Below are 16,345 nucleotides of genomic sequence, written 5' to 3'. Positions count from 1 at the left end.
CCCATGGCTACAGCGTGAAGCCTTCGCCGAGGTAGAGCCGCCGGACGTTGGCGTCGGCGACCAGTTCCTCCGGGCTGCCGGTGAACAGCACGCGCCCGTCGTAGATGATGTAGGCGCGGTCGACGATGTCGAGCGTCTCGCGCACGTTGTGGTCGGTGATCAGCACGCCGATGTCGCGGCGCTTCAGGTCCTTCACCAGATCGCGGATGTCGGCGATCGAGATCGGGTCGATGCCCGCGAACGGCTCGTCGAGCAGCATGATCGACGGATCGGCCGCGAGCGCGCGCGCGATCTCCGCGCGTCGCCGCTCACCACCCGACAGCGCCATCGCGGGCGCGTCGCGCAACCGCGTCAGCCCAAATTCGTCGAGCAGTTTCTCGAGCTTGGCCGAGCGCGCCGACGCATCGGGCTCGGACAGCTCGAGCACGGTCATGATGTTCTTCTCGACCGACAGCCCGCGGAAGATCGACGTTTCCTGCGGCAGATAGCCAAGCCCCAGGATCGCGCGGCGGTACATCGGCAATCCGGTGATGTCGTCGCCGTCGAGCATGATGCGCCCGGCATCGGGCTTCACCAGCCCCATCACCGAATAGAAGCACGTCGTCTTGCCCGCACCATTGGGGCCGAGCAACCCGATCACCTCGCCGCGCCCGACCGACACCGACACGTCGGTCAGCACGGTGCGCTTGTCGTATGATTTGGCGATCGAGACGACCTGCAACCCGTGGCTGACGGGGGCTTCGTGGATCGCCTCGACCTGATCGAGCGTGGGGTCGGCCGTAGTTGCCATGCGCGCGGGCACTCTCGTGGATAACGGGGGAACACCCCTTGAGCGGCATTCCGTTATGCATGCTCTACGCCAAAGCTGATCGGGCGAAAAGCTGGAGCGGGCATTTGCGCCGCCCGCCCCTCGCGGCAGCGGTATCAGCGAGCCTTTTCAACCCGCTGCGTTGATCGATGTTAGGTCGTTCGCGCGGAACCGCGCCCATGATTCGCCCGTATGGCCGATCCATGCCTATGCCCGAGACCCCGATGTTCCCCTGGCGCCATTCCGCGCAGGCGGAGCTCGAATCGATGATGCACGCCCATGTCGACGACCGCGCTTTTCCCTGTGTCGGTGCGAAGGCCGCGCTCGCGAAGGGGACGTTGCAGGTGCTGGCGTGCAACAGGATCGACAGTTCGTGGGACGATCTGCGCATCCACGACGGGCTGATGCGCTTCGCGCAGGCCTACCGCGACGAACCCGGGTTGTTCCGCAGCTTCGCGGTGGTGTTCGAGGGGCCGGACGACCTCGACGAACAGACCTTCGAGCGCGCTTTGTGGAAACGCATCCAGTCGCTGTCGGACAAGGATGTCTGGCGCGGCCAGGATTACGACACGCGCGTCAGCGCCGATCCCGATGACCCGCATTTCTCGCTCAGTTTCGGCGGCGAGGCGTTTTTCGTCGTCGGGCTCCACCCGCACGCCTCGCGGCCGGCGCGGCGCTTTGGTCGCCCGACGATGGTGTTCAATCTCCACGACCAGTTCGAGACACTGCGCGCCGAGGGTCGCTACGAGACGATGCGCGAAAAGATCATGGTGCGCGACGAAGCGATCGCGGGGTCGCGCAACCCGATGCTCGCGCGCCACGGCGCGTCGAGCGAGGCGCGGCAATATAGCGGGCGCGTCGTCGATGAGGCATGGCGCTGCCCGTTCCATTATTCGGGTGACAGCGAACAGTGACCGACCGCGTGACGACGACCGAGATTCCGCCGCGTTCGGGCACCGCCTTCACGCTCGACGCGGGGCAGACGCTGACCGTGATCGACCCGCGCGGGGTGCAGGTGGCCGATCTGCTCGCCTACAACCGCGACGATCTGCGCGAGGTGATCTCCTCGGGGCGGACGCTCGATTACGCCGAGACGATCCGGCTGACGACCGGGCACCTGCTTTACTCGAACCGCTCCCGCCCGATGCTGGAGATCGTCGCGGACGATGTCGGGGTGCACGATTTCCTGCTGACGCCGTGCTCCTACGACACGTTTCGCCATTTCTACCCCGCCGAGCCGCCGCACCGCGGCTGTTTCGGCAATCTCGCCGCCGCGCTCGCCCCCTACGGCGTGGCCGAGGACATGATCCCGATCGCGTTCAACTGTTTCATGAACGTGCCGGTCGACGGCGCCACGGGCCGCCTGCAGGTGCTGCCCCCGCTCAGCAAGGCAGGTGACCGCATCGTGTTCCGCGCGGCGATGGACCTCGTCATCGGGCTGACCGCCTGTTCCGCGGGCGCGTCGAACGGCGGCAGTTTCAAGCCGATCGAATATAGGGTCGACTGACCAGCAATTCGCTCGCCCGCACGTGCGCGGCATAGAGGTCCGCGCGGGCGAGGTGGATCTGCCGGATCGCTGGCGAGATCGCGCGGTCGGCCATCTGGCGCGCCTGATCGGCACGCCGCCGCCAGAAATCGACGTCATTCTCTGTTCTCATGTCCCGGCTCCTTTGAACAAAGCGGTGGTGAGGGTGATGACGAAACGCCATGATACGCGCACCTGACGGGGACTGCCTTGATATGCATCAGCGACGAGCGACAATTCGGCGGCAATCCTCGTCACTTACATCAGCAGGGGCGATGGGAACGCCCCGGTGAGCGACGCGTCGGCCTTTACCCGCGTCGCCGCCGACGGCGCACGCGACACGGTTGTTCGCGCGCTGGTGCCCGAGCATCCCGTCGCGATCGAGATCAACGGGCTGGGCTATGCCGTGATGATGGCGACACCCGCCGACCTCGCGGATTTCGTCACCGGCTTCGCCTTGTCCGAGCGGATCGTCGCGCGCGCGGACGAGATCGCCGAGCTCGACCTGTTCGAGGCCCCGCTCGGCTGGATCGCGCGGCTGTCGGTCCCGCCCGCGCGCGCCGCCGCGGTCGCCGCACGCGTGCGTGCGCGCGCGAGCGACAGTTCGTGCGGCCTGTGCGGGATGGACAATCTTGAGGCGGTCCACCGCGCGCTGCCGCAGGTGCCCACGACCACGATCGACCCGCCCGCGATCTTCCGGGCGCTGGCCGCGATGCGCGCGCACCAGCCGCTCAATGCCGCGACCGGTGCCGCGCACGCGGCGATGCTGTGCGCGGCCGACGGCGCGATCCGCCTCGCGCGCGAGGATGTCGGGCGCCACAATGCCTTCGACAAGCTGATCGGCGCGATGGCGCTGGGCGGGCTGGAATGGGACGGCGGCTTCGCCTTGCTGTCGTCGCGCTGCTCGTACGAGCTGGTCGAGAAAGCCGCGCTCGCGCTCTGTCCTGTGCTGGTCACCGTGTCGGCGGCGACCGATCTCGCACTGGCGCGCGCGGCGCAGGCGGGGCTGACGCTCGTCAGCCTCGCGCGATCGGACGCGGTTTTGTTCCCGCCGCCCGCACCCGCCGGTACTTTTCCCCGTTTCGCGAGTTAGATGTCCATGGCCAAGCAACACGAAGATCGCCCCGATTTCACGCCCTATACCGGGCCCTCGGGCGGTTGGGGCTCGATGCGCTCGCTCGCCGACATCGTCCCGCGCGAGAAGAACCCGGTTGAAACCTCGGCCGAGCTGCTGCGGCAGAACAAGCATGATGGGTTCCAGTGCGTCAGTTGTGCGTGGGCAAAACCCTATCCGCCCAATCCGGCCGAATTCTGCGAGAACGGCGCGAAAGCGACCGCGTGGGAGATCACCAGCCAGCGCGTGACCCCCGAATTCTTCCGCGCCAACACGCTGACCGCACTTCGCGAATGGAGTGACTACCGTCTGGAGGAAGCCGGGCGGCTGACCCATCCGATGAAGTACGACGCGGCGAGCGACAAATATGTCGTCGTGCCGTGGGAAATGGCGTTCAAGGAGATCGGCGCGAAGCTCAAGAGCCTCGCGCCCAAGTCGGTGGTCTTCTACGCCTCGGGCCGCGCCAGCCTCGAAACCTCGTACATGTACCAGTTGCTCGCGCGGATGTACGGCAATCAGAACCTGCCCGATTCGTCGAACATGTGCCACGAATCGACCTCGGTCGGGCTGAAGGCGGCGATCGGCGTGCCCGTCGGGACGACGCGGCTCGAGGATTTCGACACCACCGACTGCATCCTGCACTTCGGTCAGAATGTCGCGACCAACAGCCCGCGGATGCTCCACCAGCTCCGCTCAGCGCGCAAGCGCGGCGTGCCGATCATCGTGTTCAATCCGCTCCGCGAACGCGGGCTCGAACGCTTCACCGACCCGCAGAACCCGATCGAGATGGCGACTGGCGGCGAGACGCGGATCGCGACCCAATATCATCAGGTGCGCGCGGGCGGCGATCTCGCCGCAATGATGGGGATGGCCAAATGGCTGATCGAGCACGACCGGCTCGATCACGACTTCATCGCCGAGAACACGCACGATTTCGACGCTTTCGCCGCGAAGGCGCGCGCGACCGGCTGGGACGAGATCGAGCGCGAATCGGGGCTGACGCGCGACGCGCTGTCGATGGCGGCCGAGGTATACGGCCGCGCCAATGCGACGATCGCGATCTACGGGATGGGGCTGACGCAGCACGTCAAGGGCGTCGACAACGTGCGGATGCTCGTCAACCTGCTGCTGATGCGCGGCAACATCGGAAAACCTGGCGCGGGCCCGACTCCGGTGCGCGGCCATTCCAACGTCCAGGGGCAGCGCACCGTCGGCATCACCGAGAAGCCCGAACTCGCCCCGCTCGACAAGTTCAAGGAGATGTACGGCTTCGAACCCCCGCGCGAGAAGGGGCTCGACACCGTTGAGGCGTGCCGCGGCGTGATCGACGGCAGCGTGCGCGGCTTCGTCTCGCTCGGCGGCAATTTCGTCCGCGCGACGCCTGAGACGCGGTTGATGGAGGAAGGCTGGCGCCAGCTCGACCTGTCGGTCCAGATCGCGACCAAGCTCAACCGCAGCCACCTGATCCCCGCGAACGGCGACACCTGGCTGCTGCCGTGCCTCGGCCGGATCGAGCGCGACCTGCAGGAAACGGGCGCGCAGCACGTGACGATGGAGGATTCGACCAGCGTCATCCACCCGTCGTTCGGCAAGGTCGATCCCGCCAGCCCGCATCTGTTGTCCGAACCCGCGATCGTCGCCGGCATCGCGAAGGAAACGCTCGAACCCAATCCGCGCGTGCCGTGGGATAAATGGGTCGGCGATTACGCGCTGGTGCGCGACCAGATCGCGGAGGCGTTCCCCAATTTCTTCGAACGCTTCAACGAGCGGTTGAAGGAGCCGGGCGGGTTCTGGAAAGGCAACAAGGCCGCGGGCCGCGAATGGGACACGCCGTCGAAAAAGGCCGAATTCATCGTGCCCGACGTGCTCAACGCCACCGGCTTCACCGATACCGACGGCCGCTACCGCATGTTGACGGTACGCTCGAACGATCAGTTCAACACCACGATCTACGGCTATTCGGATCGCTTCCGCGGCATCAACGGCACGCGGCAGGTGGTGATGATGAGCCCCGCCGACATCGCCGAGCGCGGGTTGTCAGAGGGGCAGAAGGTCACGCTGGTGGGCGACGCCGGGGACAACGTCTCGCGCCGCGTCGAGGGACTGATGGTCGTCGCGCGTGACGTGCCCAAGGGCTGCATCGCGACCTATTACCCCGAGTGCAATCCGCTGATCGCACTCGAACACCATGCCGAGGAAAGCCACGTCCCCGCGGCGAAGTCGGTGCCGGTTCGCATCGAGATCGAACCGATCGGCGCTTGACGCCTGCGCCAGCATAACAGATGTTATCCTGCATGACGGGCGCGCAGCCCGCATGCGGGAGAGCGATGTGGAGCTAGGGCCGGAACTCGCGGCGATCATCACCGGCGGCGCCTCGGGGTTGGGGCTCGCCACCGCGCGTGCGCTGCGCGACCACGGCGTCCGCGTCGCCTTGTTCGACAAGAATGCCGAGATCGGCCCAGGTATCGCCGACGAGATCGGCGCAACCTTCTGCGCGGTCGACGTGATGGACCAGGCGTCGGTCGACGCGGGCTTCGCCGCCGCGCGCGCCGCGAATGGGCAGGAACGCATCCTCGTCAATTGCGCCGGCGGCGGCTTCGGCGGCCCGAACAAGACGGTCGCGCGCGCGCGCGACGACGGCGCGATCACGCCCTATCCGATCGAGAATTATCAGAAGACGATCGAGCTCAACCTCGTCGGCTCGTTCCGCTGCATCGTCGGCGCCGCGGCGGGGATGATGACGCTCGACCCTCTGCCCGACGGTGATCGCGGCGCGATCGTTAACACCGCCAGCGTCGCGGGCGAGGAGGGGCAGGTCGGGCAGGTCGCCTATGCCAGTGCGAAGGCGGGGGTGATCGGCATGACGCTGGTCGTCGCGCGCGATCTCTCGGCCGAACACATCCGTTGCAACACGATCCTGCCCGGTATCTTCGACACGCCGCTGCTCGGCCGTGCCAAGCCGCAGGTAAAGGCGGCGCTGTCGGCGATGGTCCCCTTCCCCAAACGGCTAGGCCAGGCGGAGGAATATGCGCGCCTCGCGCTCGAGATGATCCGCAACGGTTATTTCAACGGCGAGGACGTCCGGCTCGACGGCGCGATCCGCATGCAGCCGCGCTGATCGACGGGGGAGCGACATGAACTTCGATTATTCCGACGAACAGAAAATGCTGAAGGACGAGGCACGAAAGTTCCTCGACGCGAAATGTCCGCCCGCGGTGGTGCGCGGGGTCCTCGATCACGCCGACCGCGCCTATGACGAGTCCTTGTGGCGCGGGGTCGCCGAACAGGGCTGGCTCGGCGCGGCGATCCCCGAGGCGCATGGCGGGCTCGGGCTCGGCCACGTCGAACTATGCGCGCTCGCGGAGGAACTGGGCCGCGCCTGCGCGCCGACCCCCTTCGCGTCGACCGTTTATTTCGTCGCCGAGGCGCTGATGCTGTTCGGCTCCGAGGCGCAACAGGCGAAATGGCTGCCGCGCATCGCCGCGGGCGAGGTGATCGGCGCGTTCGCGACGAGTGAGGGACCGGGGCCGACGACGGCGCGATCGATCGGGACGAGCGTGACCGGCGGGCGTCTGTCGGGGGTGAAGATCCCGGTCACCGACGGCGACGTCGCCGACCTGATCGTCGTGCTGGCGGGCGACGGCCTCTACCTTGTCGAGCGCGGCGCGGGCGTCATCGCCGAGGTGCTGACGACGCTCGACCCGACGCGGTCGGCGGCGCGGCTGACCTTCACCGATGCCGCGGCCGAACCGCTCGGCGACGAGGACGGCTTCACCGCCGCGCAGCAGGTGTTCGACCGCGCCGCGGTGCTGCTCGCATTCGAACAGATCGGCGGCGCGGACAAGGCATTGGAGATGGCGAAGCGCTACGCGCTCGACCGCTACGCCTTCGGCCGCCCGATCGGCGGCTATCAGGCGATCAAGCATAAGCTCGCCGACGTGTACGTGAAGAACGAGATCGCGCGCTCGAACGCTTATTACGGCGCCTGGGCATTGAACGCGCGCGCCGCCGAACTCCCGCTCGCCGCCGCCACCGCGCGTGTCGCGGCGAGCGAGGCGTTCTGGTTCGCATCCAAGGAAAACATCCAAACGCATGGCGGGATCGGCTTCACCTGGGAGGCCGATCCGCAGCTCTATTACCGCCGCTCGCGCCAGTTGAGCCTGGTCGCGGGTGCGCCGGCGCAGTGGCGCGAGCGGTTGGTGGCACAGCTCGAGATGAAGAACGCGGCCTGAAGGGAAGAGCGACGATGGACTTCAACGACACCCCCGAAGAGGCCGAGTACCGCGCCACCGCCCGCGCCTGGCTCGACGCCAACGTACCCGAACATAAGGCGATGCCGCATGCCGACGACCTGGCGGCGGCGCGCGCGTGGCAGGCGCGCAAGGCCGCGGCGGGCTACGCGCAGATTACCTGGCCCAAGGAATGGGGCGGCGGTGGCGGCACCCCGATCCAGAGCGTGATCTTCGGTCAGGAGGAGGCGCGCCACCCGGTTCAATACGGTTATTTCACCATCGGGCTGGGCATGTGCGTGCCGACCGTGATGGCGTTCGCCGACGATGCCACCAAGCAGCGCTTCGTCGGCCCGGCACTGCGTGGGGAGGAGATCTGGTCGCAGCTCTTCTCCGAACCAGCTGGGGGATCGGACGTGGCGGCGATCCGCACGCGCGCGGTGCGCGACGGCGACGACTGGATCGTCAACGGGCAGAAGGTGTGGACCTCGGGCGCGCATTATTCCGATTTCGGCATCGTGCTGGTGCGTACCAACCCCGACGTGCCCAAGCACAAGGGGCTGACGATGTTCTGGCTCGACCTGCGCAGCGCGGGCGTCGAGATCAGGCCGATCCACCAGATGTCGGGCGGGTCGAACTTCAACGAGGTTTATTTCACCGACGTCCGCATCCCCGACGCACAGCGGCTGGGGAAGGTCGACGACGGCTGGCGCGTCGCGCTCGTCACGCTGATGAACGAACGGCTCGCAGTCGGCGGCGGGGGCGGCGCTGGCCCGAGGGAGATTCTGAAGCTGGCGCGTGAACTCGACGCGGGCGAGGGGACGCTGCTGCAGGACAAGGCGTTCCGACAGAAGCTCGCTGACTGGTACGTCCAGGCCGAGGGGCTGCGCAACACGCGGATGCGCACGATCACCGCGCTCAGCCGCGGGCAGACGCCTGGTCCCGAAAGCTCGATCGGTAAGATCATCGCCGCCAACCAGTTACAGGACATCGGCAACAGCGCGGTCGAGGCGGAGGATCAGTTCGGGATCATCAACGACGCCGCGGTGTCGCCGATGCGCGCCCTGTTCCAATCGGCCGTGATGAACGCGCCGGGCCTGCGAATCGCGGGGGGTACCGACGAGATATTGAAGAACATCATCGCCGAACGCGTCCTCGGCCTGCCGGGCGAGATTCGCACCGACAAGGAGGCCGCGTTCCGCGATCTGCCCGCCGGGCGCTGACGCCATGCGGGCATAATTGCGCGACATTTCACCGCTAGCGCCGACGCGCCCGCCGATTGGGTAAGGGAGTGTGGCGTTGCGATTGTTCCTGTTGCTGGCGAGCACCGCCGCTGTTCCCGCCTTTGCGCAAACGGCGCCGCAGCTTCCTCCTGCTCCCGCACCGGCGCAGCCGGCACCCGCGGATGCGCCGACGCCCGCGACAACGGCGGAACAGGCGCCTGCCGTCCCCGCCGCGATACCGCCCGCCGGCTCCCCCAGCGAAGCCGCCGCCGCTTCACCCGACGCACAGGGTGAAGCGGGTGAGGGCGAGGACATCGTCGTCACCGGGCGCAAGCCGGTCGGCAGCGTCGTTGGCGACATCCCGCCCGAACAGACATTGTCCCCCGCCGACATCCGCAGCTACGGCGTCAGCTCGGTCGCCGACCTTTTGACCGAGCTCAGCCCGCAGACGCGCTCGGGTCGCGGATCGGGCGGCGCGCCGGTGGTGTTGCTCAACGGGCGGCGGATCGGCGGCTTCTCCGAGATCCGCGACCTGCCGACCGAGGCGATCCTGCGCGTCGAGATCCTGCCCGAGGAGGTCGCGCTCAAATACGGCTATCGCGCCGACCAGCGCGTCGTGAACTTCGTGCTGCGCCCACGCTTCCGCGCCTATACCGGCGAGCTGATCGACACGCTCGCGACCGACGGCGGGCGCAACCAGCCCGGCGGCAAGGCCGACTGGCTGCGCATCCAGCGCACCGGGCGCACCAGCGTCCACTTCGAATATGATCAGGCGAGCGCGCTGACCGAGGCGGAGCGTAGCATCATCCAGGCGCAGGGCGGGGCGTCGAGTGCGGGCACGGTCACGTTGGCCGACGGCACCACGCTCGGCGCACCCGCGTCGGCGGCGAACGGCGTGGTCGCTGCAGGTGATTTCCTCACGACCGTCAGCTCCGTCGACCAGTCGCGCTTCCGTACGTTGCTGCCCGCAACCAAAAGCTTCCAGGCGAATGGCGTCTACGCCACCAGCCTGACCGATCGGATCGGCGCGACCTTCAACGCGCGTGTTCAGCATGACGTGAGCGATGCGGACCGCGGACTCGTGACGGGGAACCTCCTGCTGCCCGTCGGTAATCCTTTCTCGCCCTTCGCCAGCGAGGCGCGGGTCAGCCGGGCGTTTCCCGATCTCGGCGTGCTCGGCCAGCATGTCGAGAGCACCGACGCGCATCTGGGGGCGAGCGCGAACGGCGACCAGGGGCGCTGGCGTTGGACCGTCAACGCCAACGCCGACTACAGCGCCAGCGACACGCGCAGCCAGACGGGGCTCGACACGACCGCGTTTCAGGCGCTGCTGACCGCTAACGACCCCGGCGCCAATCCGTTCGGCGCATTCGATCTGGTGCGGACGCCCGACAATCTCGGCCGCTCGCGCTCGACCAACCTTGCGCTCGACACATTGGTGACCGGGCCGGTCTTCTCGCTGCCCGCGGGGGACGCCAACACCAGCATCCGTATCGGCGCGTCGAGCGCCGATTTCGCCAGCCGCTCAACGCGCGCAGGCGTGACGCTGCCCGCCGACATCTCGCGCGATATCGGCAACGCGCAGGTCAATCTCGACCTGCCGATCGCCAGCCGCACGCGCGGGGTGCTGAGCGGACTCGGCGACTTCTCGCTGAACGCCAATGTCGCAGCGGATCATTTGTCGGACTTCGGCACGCTCTGGACGCTCGGCTACGGCGCAAACTGGTCGCCGCTGCGCGGGTTGCGACTGATCTACTCGGTGACGAACGAGGACGAGGCACCCTCGGCGCAGCAACTGGGCAATCCGCAGGTGCCGACCGCGGGCGTGCGCGTGTTCGATTACGTCCGCGGGACGACCGCGACCGTCACGACGGTAACCGGCGGCAACCCATTCCTACGCGCCGACGAGCGCCACGTGACCAAGCTGGGCGCGACGCTCCAGCCGTGGTCGGATCGCGACATCAATCTTATCGCCAATTACGTCACCGAACGCGTCGACGATCCGATCGCGAGCTTCCCCGCCGCCAGCGCCGCGATCGAGGCGGCGTTCCGCGATCGCTTCACGCGCGTGAACGGCGATCTCGTTCGCCTCGACACCCGCCCGGTCAATTTCGCGCGCAGCGAGCGGTCGGAGCTGCGCTACGGCTTCAACGTCTCGTTCAAGCTCAAGTCCAAGATCCAGAAGGAGCTGGAGGCGTTCCGCGCCGGCACCGGTCCCAACCCGTTCGCGGGGCTGCGCCCGCCCGGTGGGCGCCGTCGCGACGGTGAGGGTGCGACGGCCGATACGACCCGCCCCGACGGCAGCGGCGCGCGCGCGGCGGCGAACGGCGGCGAGCAACCCCGCGGCGGTGACGCGCCGGGTGGCGGACGCGGACCCGGCGGCGGCTTCGGTGGTGGTCGCGGTGGTTTCGGCGGTGGGCGCTTCGGCGGCGGCGGCGGGGCGGCCGCCGGGGGACGCGTGCAGTTCGCGCTGTACCACACCTGGCACTTCACCGACCGGGTGACGATCGCCAACGGCGGCCCGGTCCTCGACCTGTTGAACGGCGACGCGATCGGCGGCTCGGGCGGACAATCGCGCCACGAGCTGGAGGGGCAGGCGGGTTACTCGAACAACGGCCTCGGTGCGCGCGCATCGCTCAATTTCCAGAGCGCGACGCGGGTCAACGGCGGGACCCCGACCAGCCCGCAGACGCTCGATTTCGGCAGTTTGACAACGGTCAACCTACGACTGTTCGCCGACTTCGGGCAGCGGATCGACCTGATCCGCGCGCATCCGTGGCTGCGTGGCACGCGTGTCACGCTCTCGCTCAACAACGCGTTCAACCAGCGTCAGCGCGTTACCGATCAGACCGGCACCGTGCCGATCGGGTTCCAGCCGGGCTACCTCGACCCATTGGGCCGGACGGTGCGGCTGTCGATCAGAAAGCTGTTCTTCTAGAGCCCGACCTTGGCGGCGAGCCAGCGCGCCGCCGCCTCGGGCGTCGCCTTGTTGGCGTCGCGATCGACCATGTAATTCGCCTCGCGCATCGCGGCGACGTTGATGCGGCCGACGAGCGGGCGGAGCGCAGCAAGGAAGCGCTGATCCTTCGTACGCTTCGGCGCGACGAGCAGGATCGCGTCGTAGCCGGGGATCGCGCGGCGAGGGTCGGTGAGCGTCACCAACCGGTCGGCCGCGATCCGCCCGTCGGAGGAAAAAGCACTGATCACGTCGGCGCGCCCGCTCTCCAGCGCACGGTACATGAAGGTCGGGCTGTACGGCGTCGCAGCGGCGAACCGCATCGGATAGGCGCGCCGGATGGCCGCCCATTCGGCACGATCGAGAAATTCGAGATCGGCGCCCAGCTTCAGCTGCGGCGACGCGGCGGCGAGGTCGGCGAGCGACGCGATACCCCGCCGCCGCGCATCGTCCCCGCGCATCGCGAAGGCGTAGGCATTCTCGAAGCCGAGCGAACCGACCAGCCCGACACCGCGCTTCGCACGCGCCCATTCGGTGATCGCGCGCACCTGCACGTCGCGCGGCGGCACGTCGGCGCGCTTCATCTCGCCCGCCCAGATCGTGCCGGCGTAATCAACGTACGCGTCGATCTCACCCCCAGCCACCGCCCCGAACGCGACTGCGGAGCCGAGCCCGTCGCGATACTGAACGGTATAGCCGGCGCGCGTCAGCCGATCGCCGATCAACCGCGCGAGGATGTACTGCTCGGAGAAATTCTTGGCCCCGATCACCACTACCCGGTCGCCGCCGCGCGCCCACAGTGGCGTACTCGCCACGACGGTCGCCGCCGCCAGCGCTACCACCGCGCCCCAGGTCAGCCATCCGCGCTGCGTCCGCGCACCATGTTCGGCCAGCCCCAGCAGCGCATCGACGCCTAGCGCAAGCGCCGCCGCCGACACGCACCCCGCGATCACCAGCGTCCACGCCTGCGTCTGCAACCCCGCGAAGATCAGGTCGCCGAGACTCGGTTGGCCGACCGTGGTCGACAGCGTCGCCGCACCGATCGTCCACACCGCCGCGGTGCGGATACCCGCCATCGCGACCGGCAGGACGAGCGGTATCTCGACCAGCCTGAGCTTCTGCGCCGGGGTCATCCCGACGCCGTCCGCCGCCTCCAGCACCGCGGGGTCGATGCCCGTCAGACCGGTCACAAGATTGCGGATAATCGGCAGCAGCGCGTAGAGCGTCAGCGCGAGCAGCGCGGGCAGGAAGCCGAGCGCGGGCACGCCGCCGCCGACCACACCCGACACCCACAGCAGCACGGGATAGAATAGCGCCAGCAGTGCGAGGCTCGGGATCGTCTGCACCAGGCTTGCGAACCCCAGCGTCACGCGCGCCACCCGCGGACGCCTGGCCGACCACCAACCGAGCGGCAGCGCGACGCCGAGCGCCAGCACCAGCGCGCACATCGCGAGCAGCAGATGCTGCGCAGCGAGCGCGGGGACGCGAGCGAAGGCGTCGCCCATCAGTGCAAGCCACCGGTCGCGAGTGCCGCGATCCGCTCGGCCTGCGCGCGCGGCACCGCGACCAGTCCTTGCGCGGTGTCGCCGCCTTCACCGCGCATCAGTGCCGCGGGCGACGTGTCGGCGGCGATCCGCCCGTTCTCCATCACCAGCACGCGTGTCGCGTCGAGCAGCGCCTCGGCCATGTCGTGCGTCACCATCAGCACGGTCAGCCCGCGTTCGCGCTGCAATCGCGCGATCGCCTGGCCGAGCGCATCGCGCGTGACCGGATCGAGCGCGCCGAACGGCTCATCCATCAGCAACAACCCCGGATCGGTCGCCAGCGCGCGCGCGACGCCGACGCGCTGGCGCTGCCCGCCCGACAATTCCGCGGGCATCCGCCGACCAAGCGCGCGCGGCAGCTCGACCGTGTCGAGTAACGCGTCGACGCGTGCGGGATCGGCCCGACGTTCCAGCTTGAGCGGTAGAGCGATATTCTCCGCCACCGACAGATGCGGAAACAGTCCGACGTTCTGGAACACGTAGCCGATCCGCCGCCTGACCTGCCACGCCGGCCCCTCGCTCACGTCCGCGCCGTCGATCAGCACGCGGCCGTCGCTCGGCGGCACCAGCCGGTTGACCGTCTTGAGCAGCGTCGACTTGCCCGACCCCGACGCACCCACCAGCGCGACGAAGCTGCCGGCTGCGATCTCGCACGACACCGCGTCGACCGCGACCGTGCCGTCGGCGTAGCGCTTGGTCACGCGCTCGAACGTCACCGCAGGTCCGGATGGCGGTTGCCCGGATTTCTCTGGCATCGCCCGCGACGATGCGGGAAGGATGCGCACACGACAAGAGGGGAGAGGGCATGAAGGCGATCCTGATCACCGGCGGCGGCTCAGGGATTGGGCGCGCAGTGGCGCAATTGTTCGCGGCGAAGGGCTGGCGCGTCGGATTGGCCGATGTCGACCGCGGCGGCTTGCGCGACACCGCCGCACTGCTGCCGCCCGAGCGCACCAGCACGCACCAGATGGACGTGCGCGACCCCAGCGAGTGGGAGCATGTGCTCGACGATTTCGCGGGGCTGAGCGGCGGTCGGCTCGACGTCTTGTTCAACAATGCCGGCATCGCGCTCGGCGGGCCGTTCGGCGAGCTGTCACTCGACGCGCTCGACCGCGTGATCGACATCAATTTCCGCGGCATCGCCTACGGCGCGCGCATGGCCTATCCGTATCTCAAGGCGACACCGGGATCGTGCCTGCTCAACACCGCCTCGGCATCGGCGATCTACGGCTCGGCGGGGCTCGCGGCCTATTCGGCTACCAAGTTCGCGGTGCGCGGGCTGACCGAGGCGCTCGATGCCGAATGGGCGGCGGATGGCATCAAGGTGCGCGACCTGATGCCCGGCTTCGTCGACACCGCGCTCCTTAATGCCGGGCTGCCCGGCACCAACCGCAGCGTGCGCGAGGCAGTGGTCGCGGCCAAGCTCGAGTTCACACCCGTAGAGACGGTCGCGGAGGCAGCATGGGACGCGGTGCACGGCGATAAGGTGCACGCGGTGATCGGCCCGACTGCACGGCGGCTGTCGTTCGGCGCGCGCTGGATGCCGGGCCGCGTCCGTCGCATGATGACCGCGCGCTCGCTCGGCTAGTAACAGGCGATCTCGCCGCTCGCGTCCGACACGCAGCGGCGCACCGGCGGCGCGCCCGCGGGGCGGGGCGCGGTCGGCACACGCACGCGCGGACGCGCGACAGGCAACGGTGGGTCGATCCGCTCCAACTCGATCCGCGGCGCCGAAGGTGGCGTCGGTGACGATGCAGGCGCCGGTGCGGCCGCGACGGCCGGGCGCGGCTCGGCGGTGGCCGGGCCGACATCGGTGAACCACGACGGCGCGCCGGTTTCAATCACGAGATCGAACGACTGCAGATAGCCTGCGTCGCGGCCGACCCGCGCCGGGTCGAGCGTCAGCAGCACGACGTCGACCCCGCCCGGACCCCGCCGCAGCATGAATTGCCCACGATAGCGAATCGGCGAGCGGATCTTGAGCGCGGGCTCCAGCCTCCGTGCCTGCGCGAACTCGGCCGCCAGCTGCGTGAAATCTAGGATCGTGCGCGACAAACGCTTGGTTGCGGCACAATCGAGTCCCGACGCCCCCGGATTGAGCGCGAGCCTGGGGTCGAGTTCGAACGGAACCGTTAGCCCGTTGCCGCTCGGCACGTTGGTCGAGGCGGTGTCGTCCAGCCGCAGGCCGCCGGGCGCGACCGGCACGCCGAGCGTCGCCGCGGTCCCGATCCGGGACAGCGTCACGCGCAGTTCACCGCGCACCTTGCCCACCGCCAGCCGCTGCTGCCGCGCATAATCGGAATAGGCGAAGTCGAGGTAATCGCACTTCACCTCGTTCAGCAGCGTCGCGACGGGCACCAGCGCGACCGGCGGCGTAGGGGCGGGCGCTGGCGAACGGTCCCGCGCGTCACCTACCGACGTCGCGCACATCAGCGCGAAACCGCCGATCGCGTGCGCGGCGATGCGCCACGCAGCGCACCTCGATGTGGAGCCGATCATCCTGCACCCCCGCTCCCCCTCGCGCACTGCCCCGTGCCGCGCGCGAGTGTTGACGATTCGTTAACGATCGTCGGGAAAGCGCGCCCGCCCGTCAACCGGCTGCGTGGCGGCGCAGGCGTGAGCCTCAGCCGCCCAGGATGTCGTCGATCGCCCCCGCCAACTCGACGTCGCGCGACGACAGCCCGCCCGCGTCGTGCGTCGTCAGCAGGATTTCGACGCGGTTGTAGACGTTTTTCCACTCGGGATGGTGATCGGCGCGTTCGGCGAGCAGCGCGACCTGTGTCATGAAGCCGAACGCTTCGGCGAAATCGGTGAACACGATCGTGCGCGTGATCGCGTCGCGCGACTCCTCGAAATCCCATTCGGGCAGCGCGTCCAGCGCGTCGGCGCGCTCGGCCTCGCTCAATTGCTCGATCATGCCCTCGTCTCCCTGCTTGCCGCCCGAAC

The 16,345-nt window shown here is 68.6% G+C and carries 15 protein-coding genes; 9 read left to right on the top strand and 6 right to left on the bottom strand.

The features are described 5' to 3' along the window. Positions 1–7 precede the first annotated feature (7 nt). A complete protein-coding gene (lptB, locus tag KZ810_RS11915) occupies positions 8–790 on the bottom strand; it encodes an LPS export ABC transporter ATP-binding protein (RefSeq protein WP_219769328.1) in 783 nt (260 codons plus the stop codon). A gap of 221 nt (positions 791–1,011) precedes the next feature. Between lptB and gntA the strand changes: the two genes are divergently transcribed. Together gntA and KZ810_RS11905 are read left to right on the top strand one after the other, a co-directional pair. Next, the gene (gntA, locus tag KZ810_RS11910) at positions 1,012–1,722 is read left to right on the top strand and encodes a guanitoxin biosynthesis heme-dependent pre-guanitoxin N-hydroxylase GntA (RefSeq protein WP_219769327.1); all 711 of its coding nucleotides are present in this window, start codon (positions 1,012–1,014) and stop codon (positions 1,720–1,722) included. After that, positions 1,719–2,315 (top strand): DUF1989 domain-containing protein, encoded by a 597-nt coding sequence (locus KZ810_RS11905; protein WP_308461542.1) that lies wholly within the window; start codon positions 1,719–1,721, stop codon positions 2,313–2,315. The genes gntA and KZ810_RS11905 overlap by 4 nt, the downstream gene beginning before the upstream one ends. Here KZ810_RS11905 and KZ810_RS11900 read toward each other — a convergent pair. After that, a complete protein-coding gene (locus tag KZ810_RS11900; RefSeq protein WP_219769326.1) occupies positions 2,287–2,466 on the bottom strand; it encodes a hypothetical protein in 180 nt (59 codons plus the stop codon). The two genes, KZ810_RS11905 and KZ810_RS11900, sit on opposite strands and share 29 nt — an antisense overlap. Before the next feature lie 156 nt (positions 2,467–2,622). On the opposite strand from KZ810_RS11900, the gene fdhD reads away from it, so the two are divergent. The 6 genes from fdhD to KZ810_RS11870 all read left to right on the top strand — a co-directional run bounded on the left by fdhD (position 2,623) and on the right by KZ810_RS11870 (position 11,837). Continuing rightward, a complete protein-coding gene (gene fdhD / locus KZ810_RS11895; RefSeq protein ID WP_219769325.1) occupies positions 2,623–3,426 on the top strand; it encodes a formate dehydrogenase accessory sulfurtransferase FdhD in 804 nt (267 codons plus the stop codon). A 6-nt stretch (positions 3,427–3,432) separates the two neighbouring features. After that, a complete protein-coding gene (locus KZ810_RS11890; protein WP_219769324.1) occupies positions 3,433–5,709 on the top strand; it encodes an FdhF/YdeP family oxidoreductase in 2,277 nt (758 codons plus the stop codon). Between the two features lie 67 nt (positions 5,710–5,776). Continuing rightward, entirely contained in the window at positions 5,777–6,565 is a 789-nt protein-coding gene (locus tag KZ810_RS11885; protein WP_219769323.1) for an SDR family NAD(P)-dependent oxidoreductase, read from the top strand. Positions 6,566–6,581: 16 nt separating this feature from the next. Further along, complete coding sequence (locus tag KZ810_RS11880) at positions 6,582–7,679, top strand: acyl-CoA dehydrogenase family protein (RefSeq protein ID WP_219769322.1); 1,098 nt, start codon at positions 6,582–6,584, stop codon at positions 7,677–7,679. Positions 7,680–7,693: 14 nt separating this feature from the next. Further along, positions 7,694–8,899 carry an acyl-CoA dehydrogenase family protein gene (locus tag KZ810_RS11875; protein ID WP_219769321.1) on the top strand — a complete coding sequence of 402 codons (1,206 nt, stop codon included), beginning with the start codon at positions 7,694–7,696 and terminating at the stop codon, positions 8,897–8,899. A 76-nt stretch (positions 8,900–8,975) separates the two neighbouring features. Then, positions 8,976–11,837, top strand: a complete 2,862-nt coding sequence (locus KZ810_RS11870; protein WP_219769320.1) for a TonB-dependent receptor — start codon at positions 8,976–8,978, stop codon at positions 11,835–11,837. On the opposite strand, the gene KZ810_RS11865 is transcribed toward KZ810_RS11870, so the two are convergent. Continuing rightward, on the bottom strand, positions 11,834–13,360 hold the full coding sequence (locus KZ810_RS11865) for an ABC transporter permease/substrate-binding protein (RefSeq protein ID WP_219769319.1): 1,527 nt from the start codon (positions 13,358–13,360) through the stop codon (positions 11,834–11,836). The genes KZ810_RS11870 and KZ810_RS11865 overlap by 4 nt on opposite strands. After that, positions 13,360–14,154 (bottom strand): ATP-binding cassette domain-containing protein, encoded by a 795-nt coding sequence (locus KZ810_RS11860; protein WP_219769318.1) that lies wholly within the window; start codon positions 14,152–14,154, stop codon positions 13,360–13,362. Before KZ810_RS11860 ends, KZ810_RS11865 begins: the two co-directional genes overlap by 1 nt. Before the next feature lie 50 nt (positions 14,155–14,204). On the opposite strand from KZ810_RS11860, the gene KZ810_RS11855 reads away from it, so the two are divergent. Continuing rightward, positions 14,205–14,987 carry an SDR family oxidoreductase gene (locus KZ810_RS11855; protein WP_219769317.1) on the top strand — a complete coding sequence of 261 codons (783 nt, stop codon included), beginning with the start codon at positions 14,205–14,207 and terminating at the stop codon, positions 14,985–14,987. Here KZ810_RS11855 and KZ810_RS11850 read toward each other — a convergent pair. Both KZ810_RS11850 and KZ810_RS11845 read right to left on the bottom strand, forming a co-directional pair. Continuing rightward, complete coding sequence (locus tag KZ810_RS11850; RefSeq protein ID WP_219769316.1) at positions 14,984–15,898, bottom strand: hypothetical protein; 915 nt, start codon at positions 15,896–15,898, stop codon at positions 14,984–14,986. The genes KZ810_RS11855 and KZ810_RS11850 overlap by 4 nt on opposite strands. A 124-nt stretch (positions 15,899–16,022) precedes the next feature. After that, the gene (locus tag KZ810_RS11845) at positions 16,023–16,316 is read right to left on the bottom strand and encodes a 4a-hydroxytetrahydrobiopterin dehydratase (RefSeq protein WP_093006519.1); all 294 of its coding nucleotides are present in this window, start codon (positions 16,314–16,316) and stop codon (positions 16,023–16,025) included. Positions 16,317–16,345: the final 29 nt, after the last annotated feature.

Origin of the sequence: Sphingomonas citricola (assembly GCF_019429535.1) — a bacterium.
GTDB lineage: Bacteria > Pseudomonadota > Alphaproteobacteria > Sphingomonadales > Sphingomonadaceae > Sphingomonas > Sphingomonas citricola.
Note: the sequence above shows the minus strand (reverse complement) of the source record. Positions and strands in the feature narration are given on the sequence as shown.

Excerpts from the sequence above, each read along its gene's own strand:
- lptB (WP_219769328.1), bottom strand. The coding sequence starts at position 790 with ATGGCAACTACGGCCGACCCCACGCTCGATCAGGTCGAGGCGATCCAC.
- gntA (WP_219769327.1), top strand. The coding sequence starts at position 1,012 with ATGCCTATGCCCGAGACCCCGATGTTCCCCTGGCGCCATTCCGCGCAG.
- KZ810_RS11900 (WP_219769326.1), bottom strand. The coding sequence starts at position 2,466 with ATGAGAACAGAGAATGACGTCGATTTCTGGCGGCGGCGTGCCGATCAG.
- KZ810_RS11890 (WP_219769324.1), top strand. The coding sequence starts at position 3,433 with ATGGCCAAGCAACACGAAGATCGCCCCGATTTCACGCCCTATACCGGG.
- KZ810_RS11880 (WP_219769322.1), top strand. The coding sequence starts at position 6,582 with ATGAACTTCGATTATTCCGACGAACAGAAAATGCTGAAGGACGAGGCA.
- KZ810_RS11875 (WP_219769321.1), top strand. The coding sequence starts at position 7,694 with ATGGACTTCAACGACACCCCCGAAGAGGCCGAGTACCGCGCCACCGCC.
- KZ810_RS11865 (WP_219769319.1), bottom strand. The coding sequence starts at position 13,360 with ATGGGCGACGCCTTCGCTCGCGTCCCCGCGCTCGCTGCGCAGCATCTG.
- KZ810_RS11860 (WP_219769318.1), bottom strand. The coding sequence starts at position 14,154 with ATGCCAGAGAAATCCGGGCAACCGCCATCCGGACCTGCGGTGACGTTC.
- KZ810_RS11855 (WP_219769317.1), top strand. The coding sequence starts at position 14,205 with ATGAAGGCGATCCTGATCACCGGCGGCGGCTCAGGGATTGGGCGCGCA.
- KZ810_RS11850 (WP_219769316.1), bottom strand. The coding sequence starts at position 15,898 with ATGATCGGCTCCACATCGAGGTGCGCTGCGTGGCGCATCGCCGCGCAC.
- KZ810_RS11845 (WP_093006519.1), bottom strand. The coding sequence starts at position 16,316 with ATGATCGAGCAATTGAGCGAGGCCGAGCGCGCCGACGCGCTGGACGCG.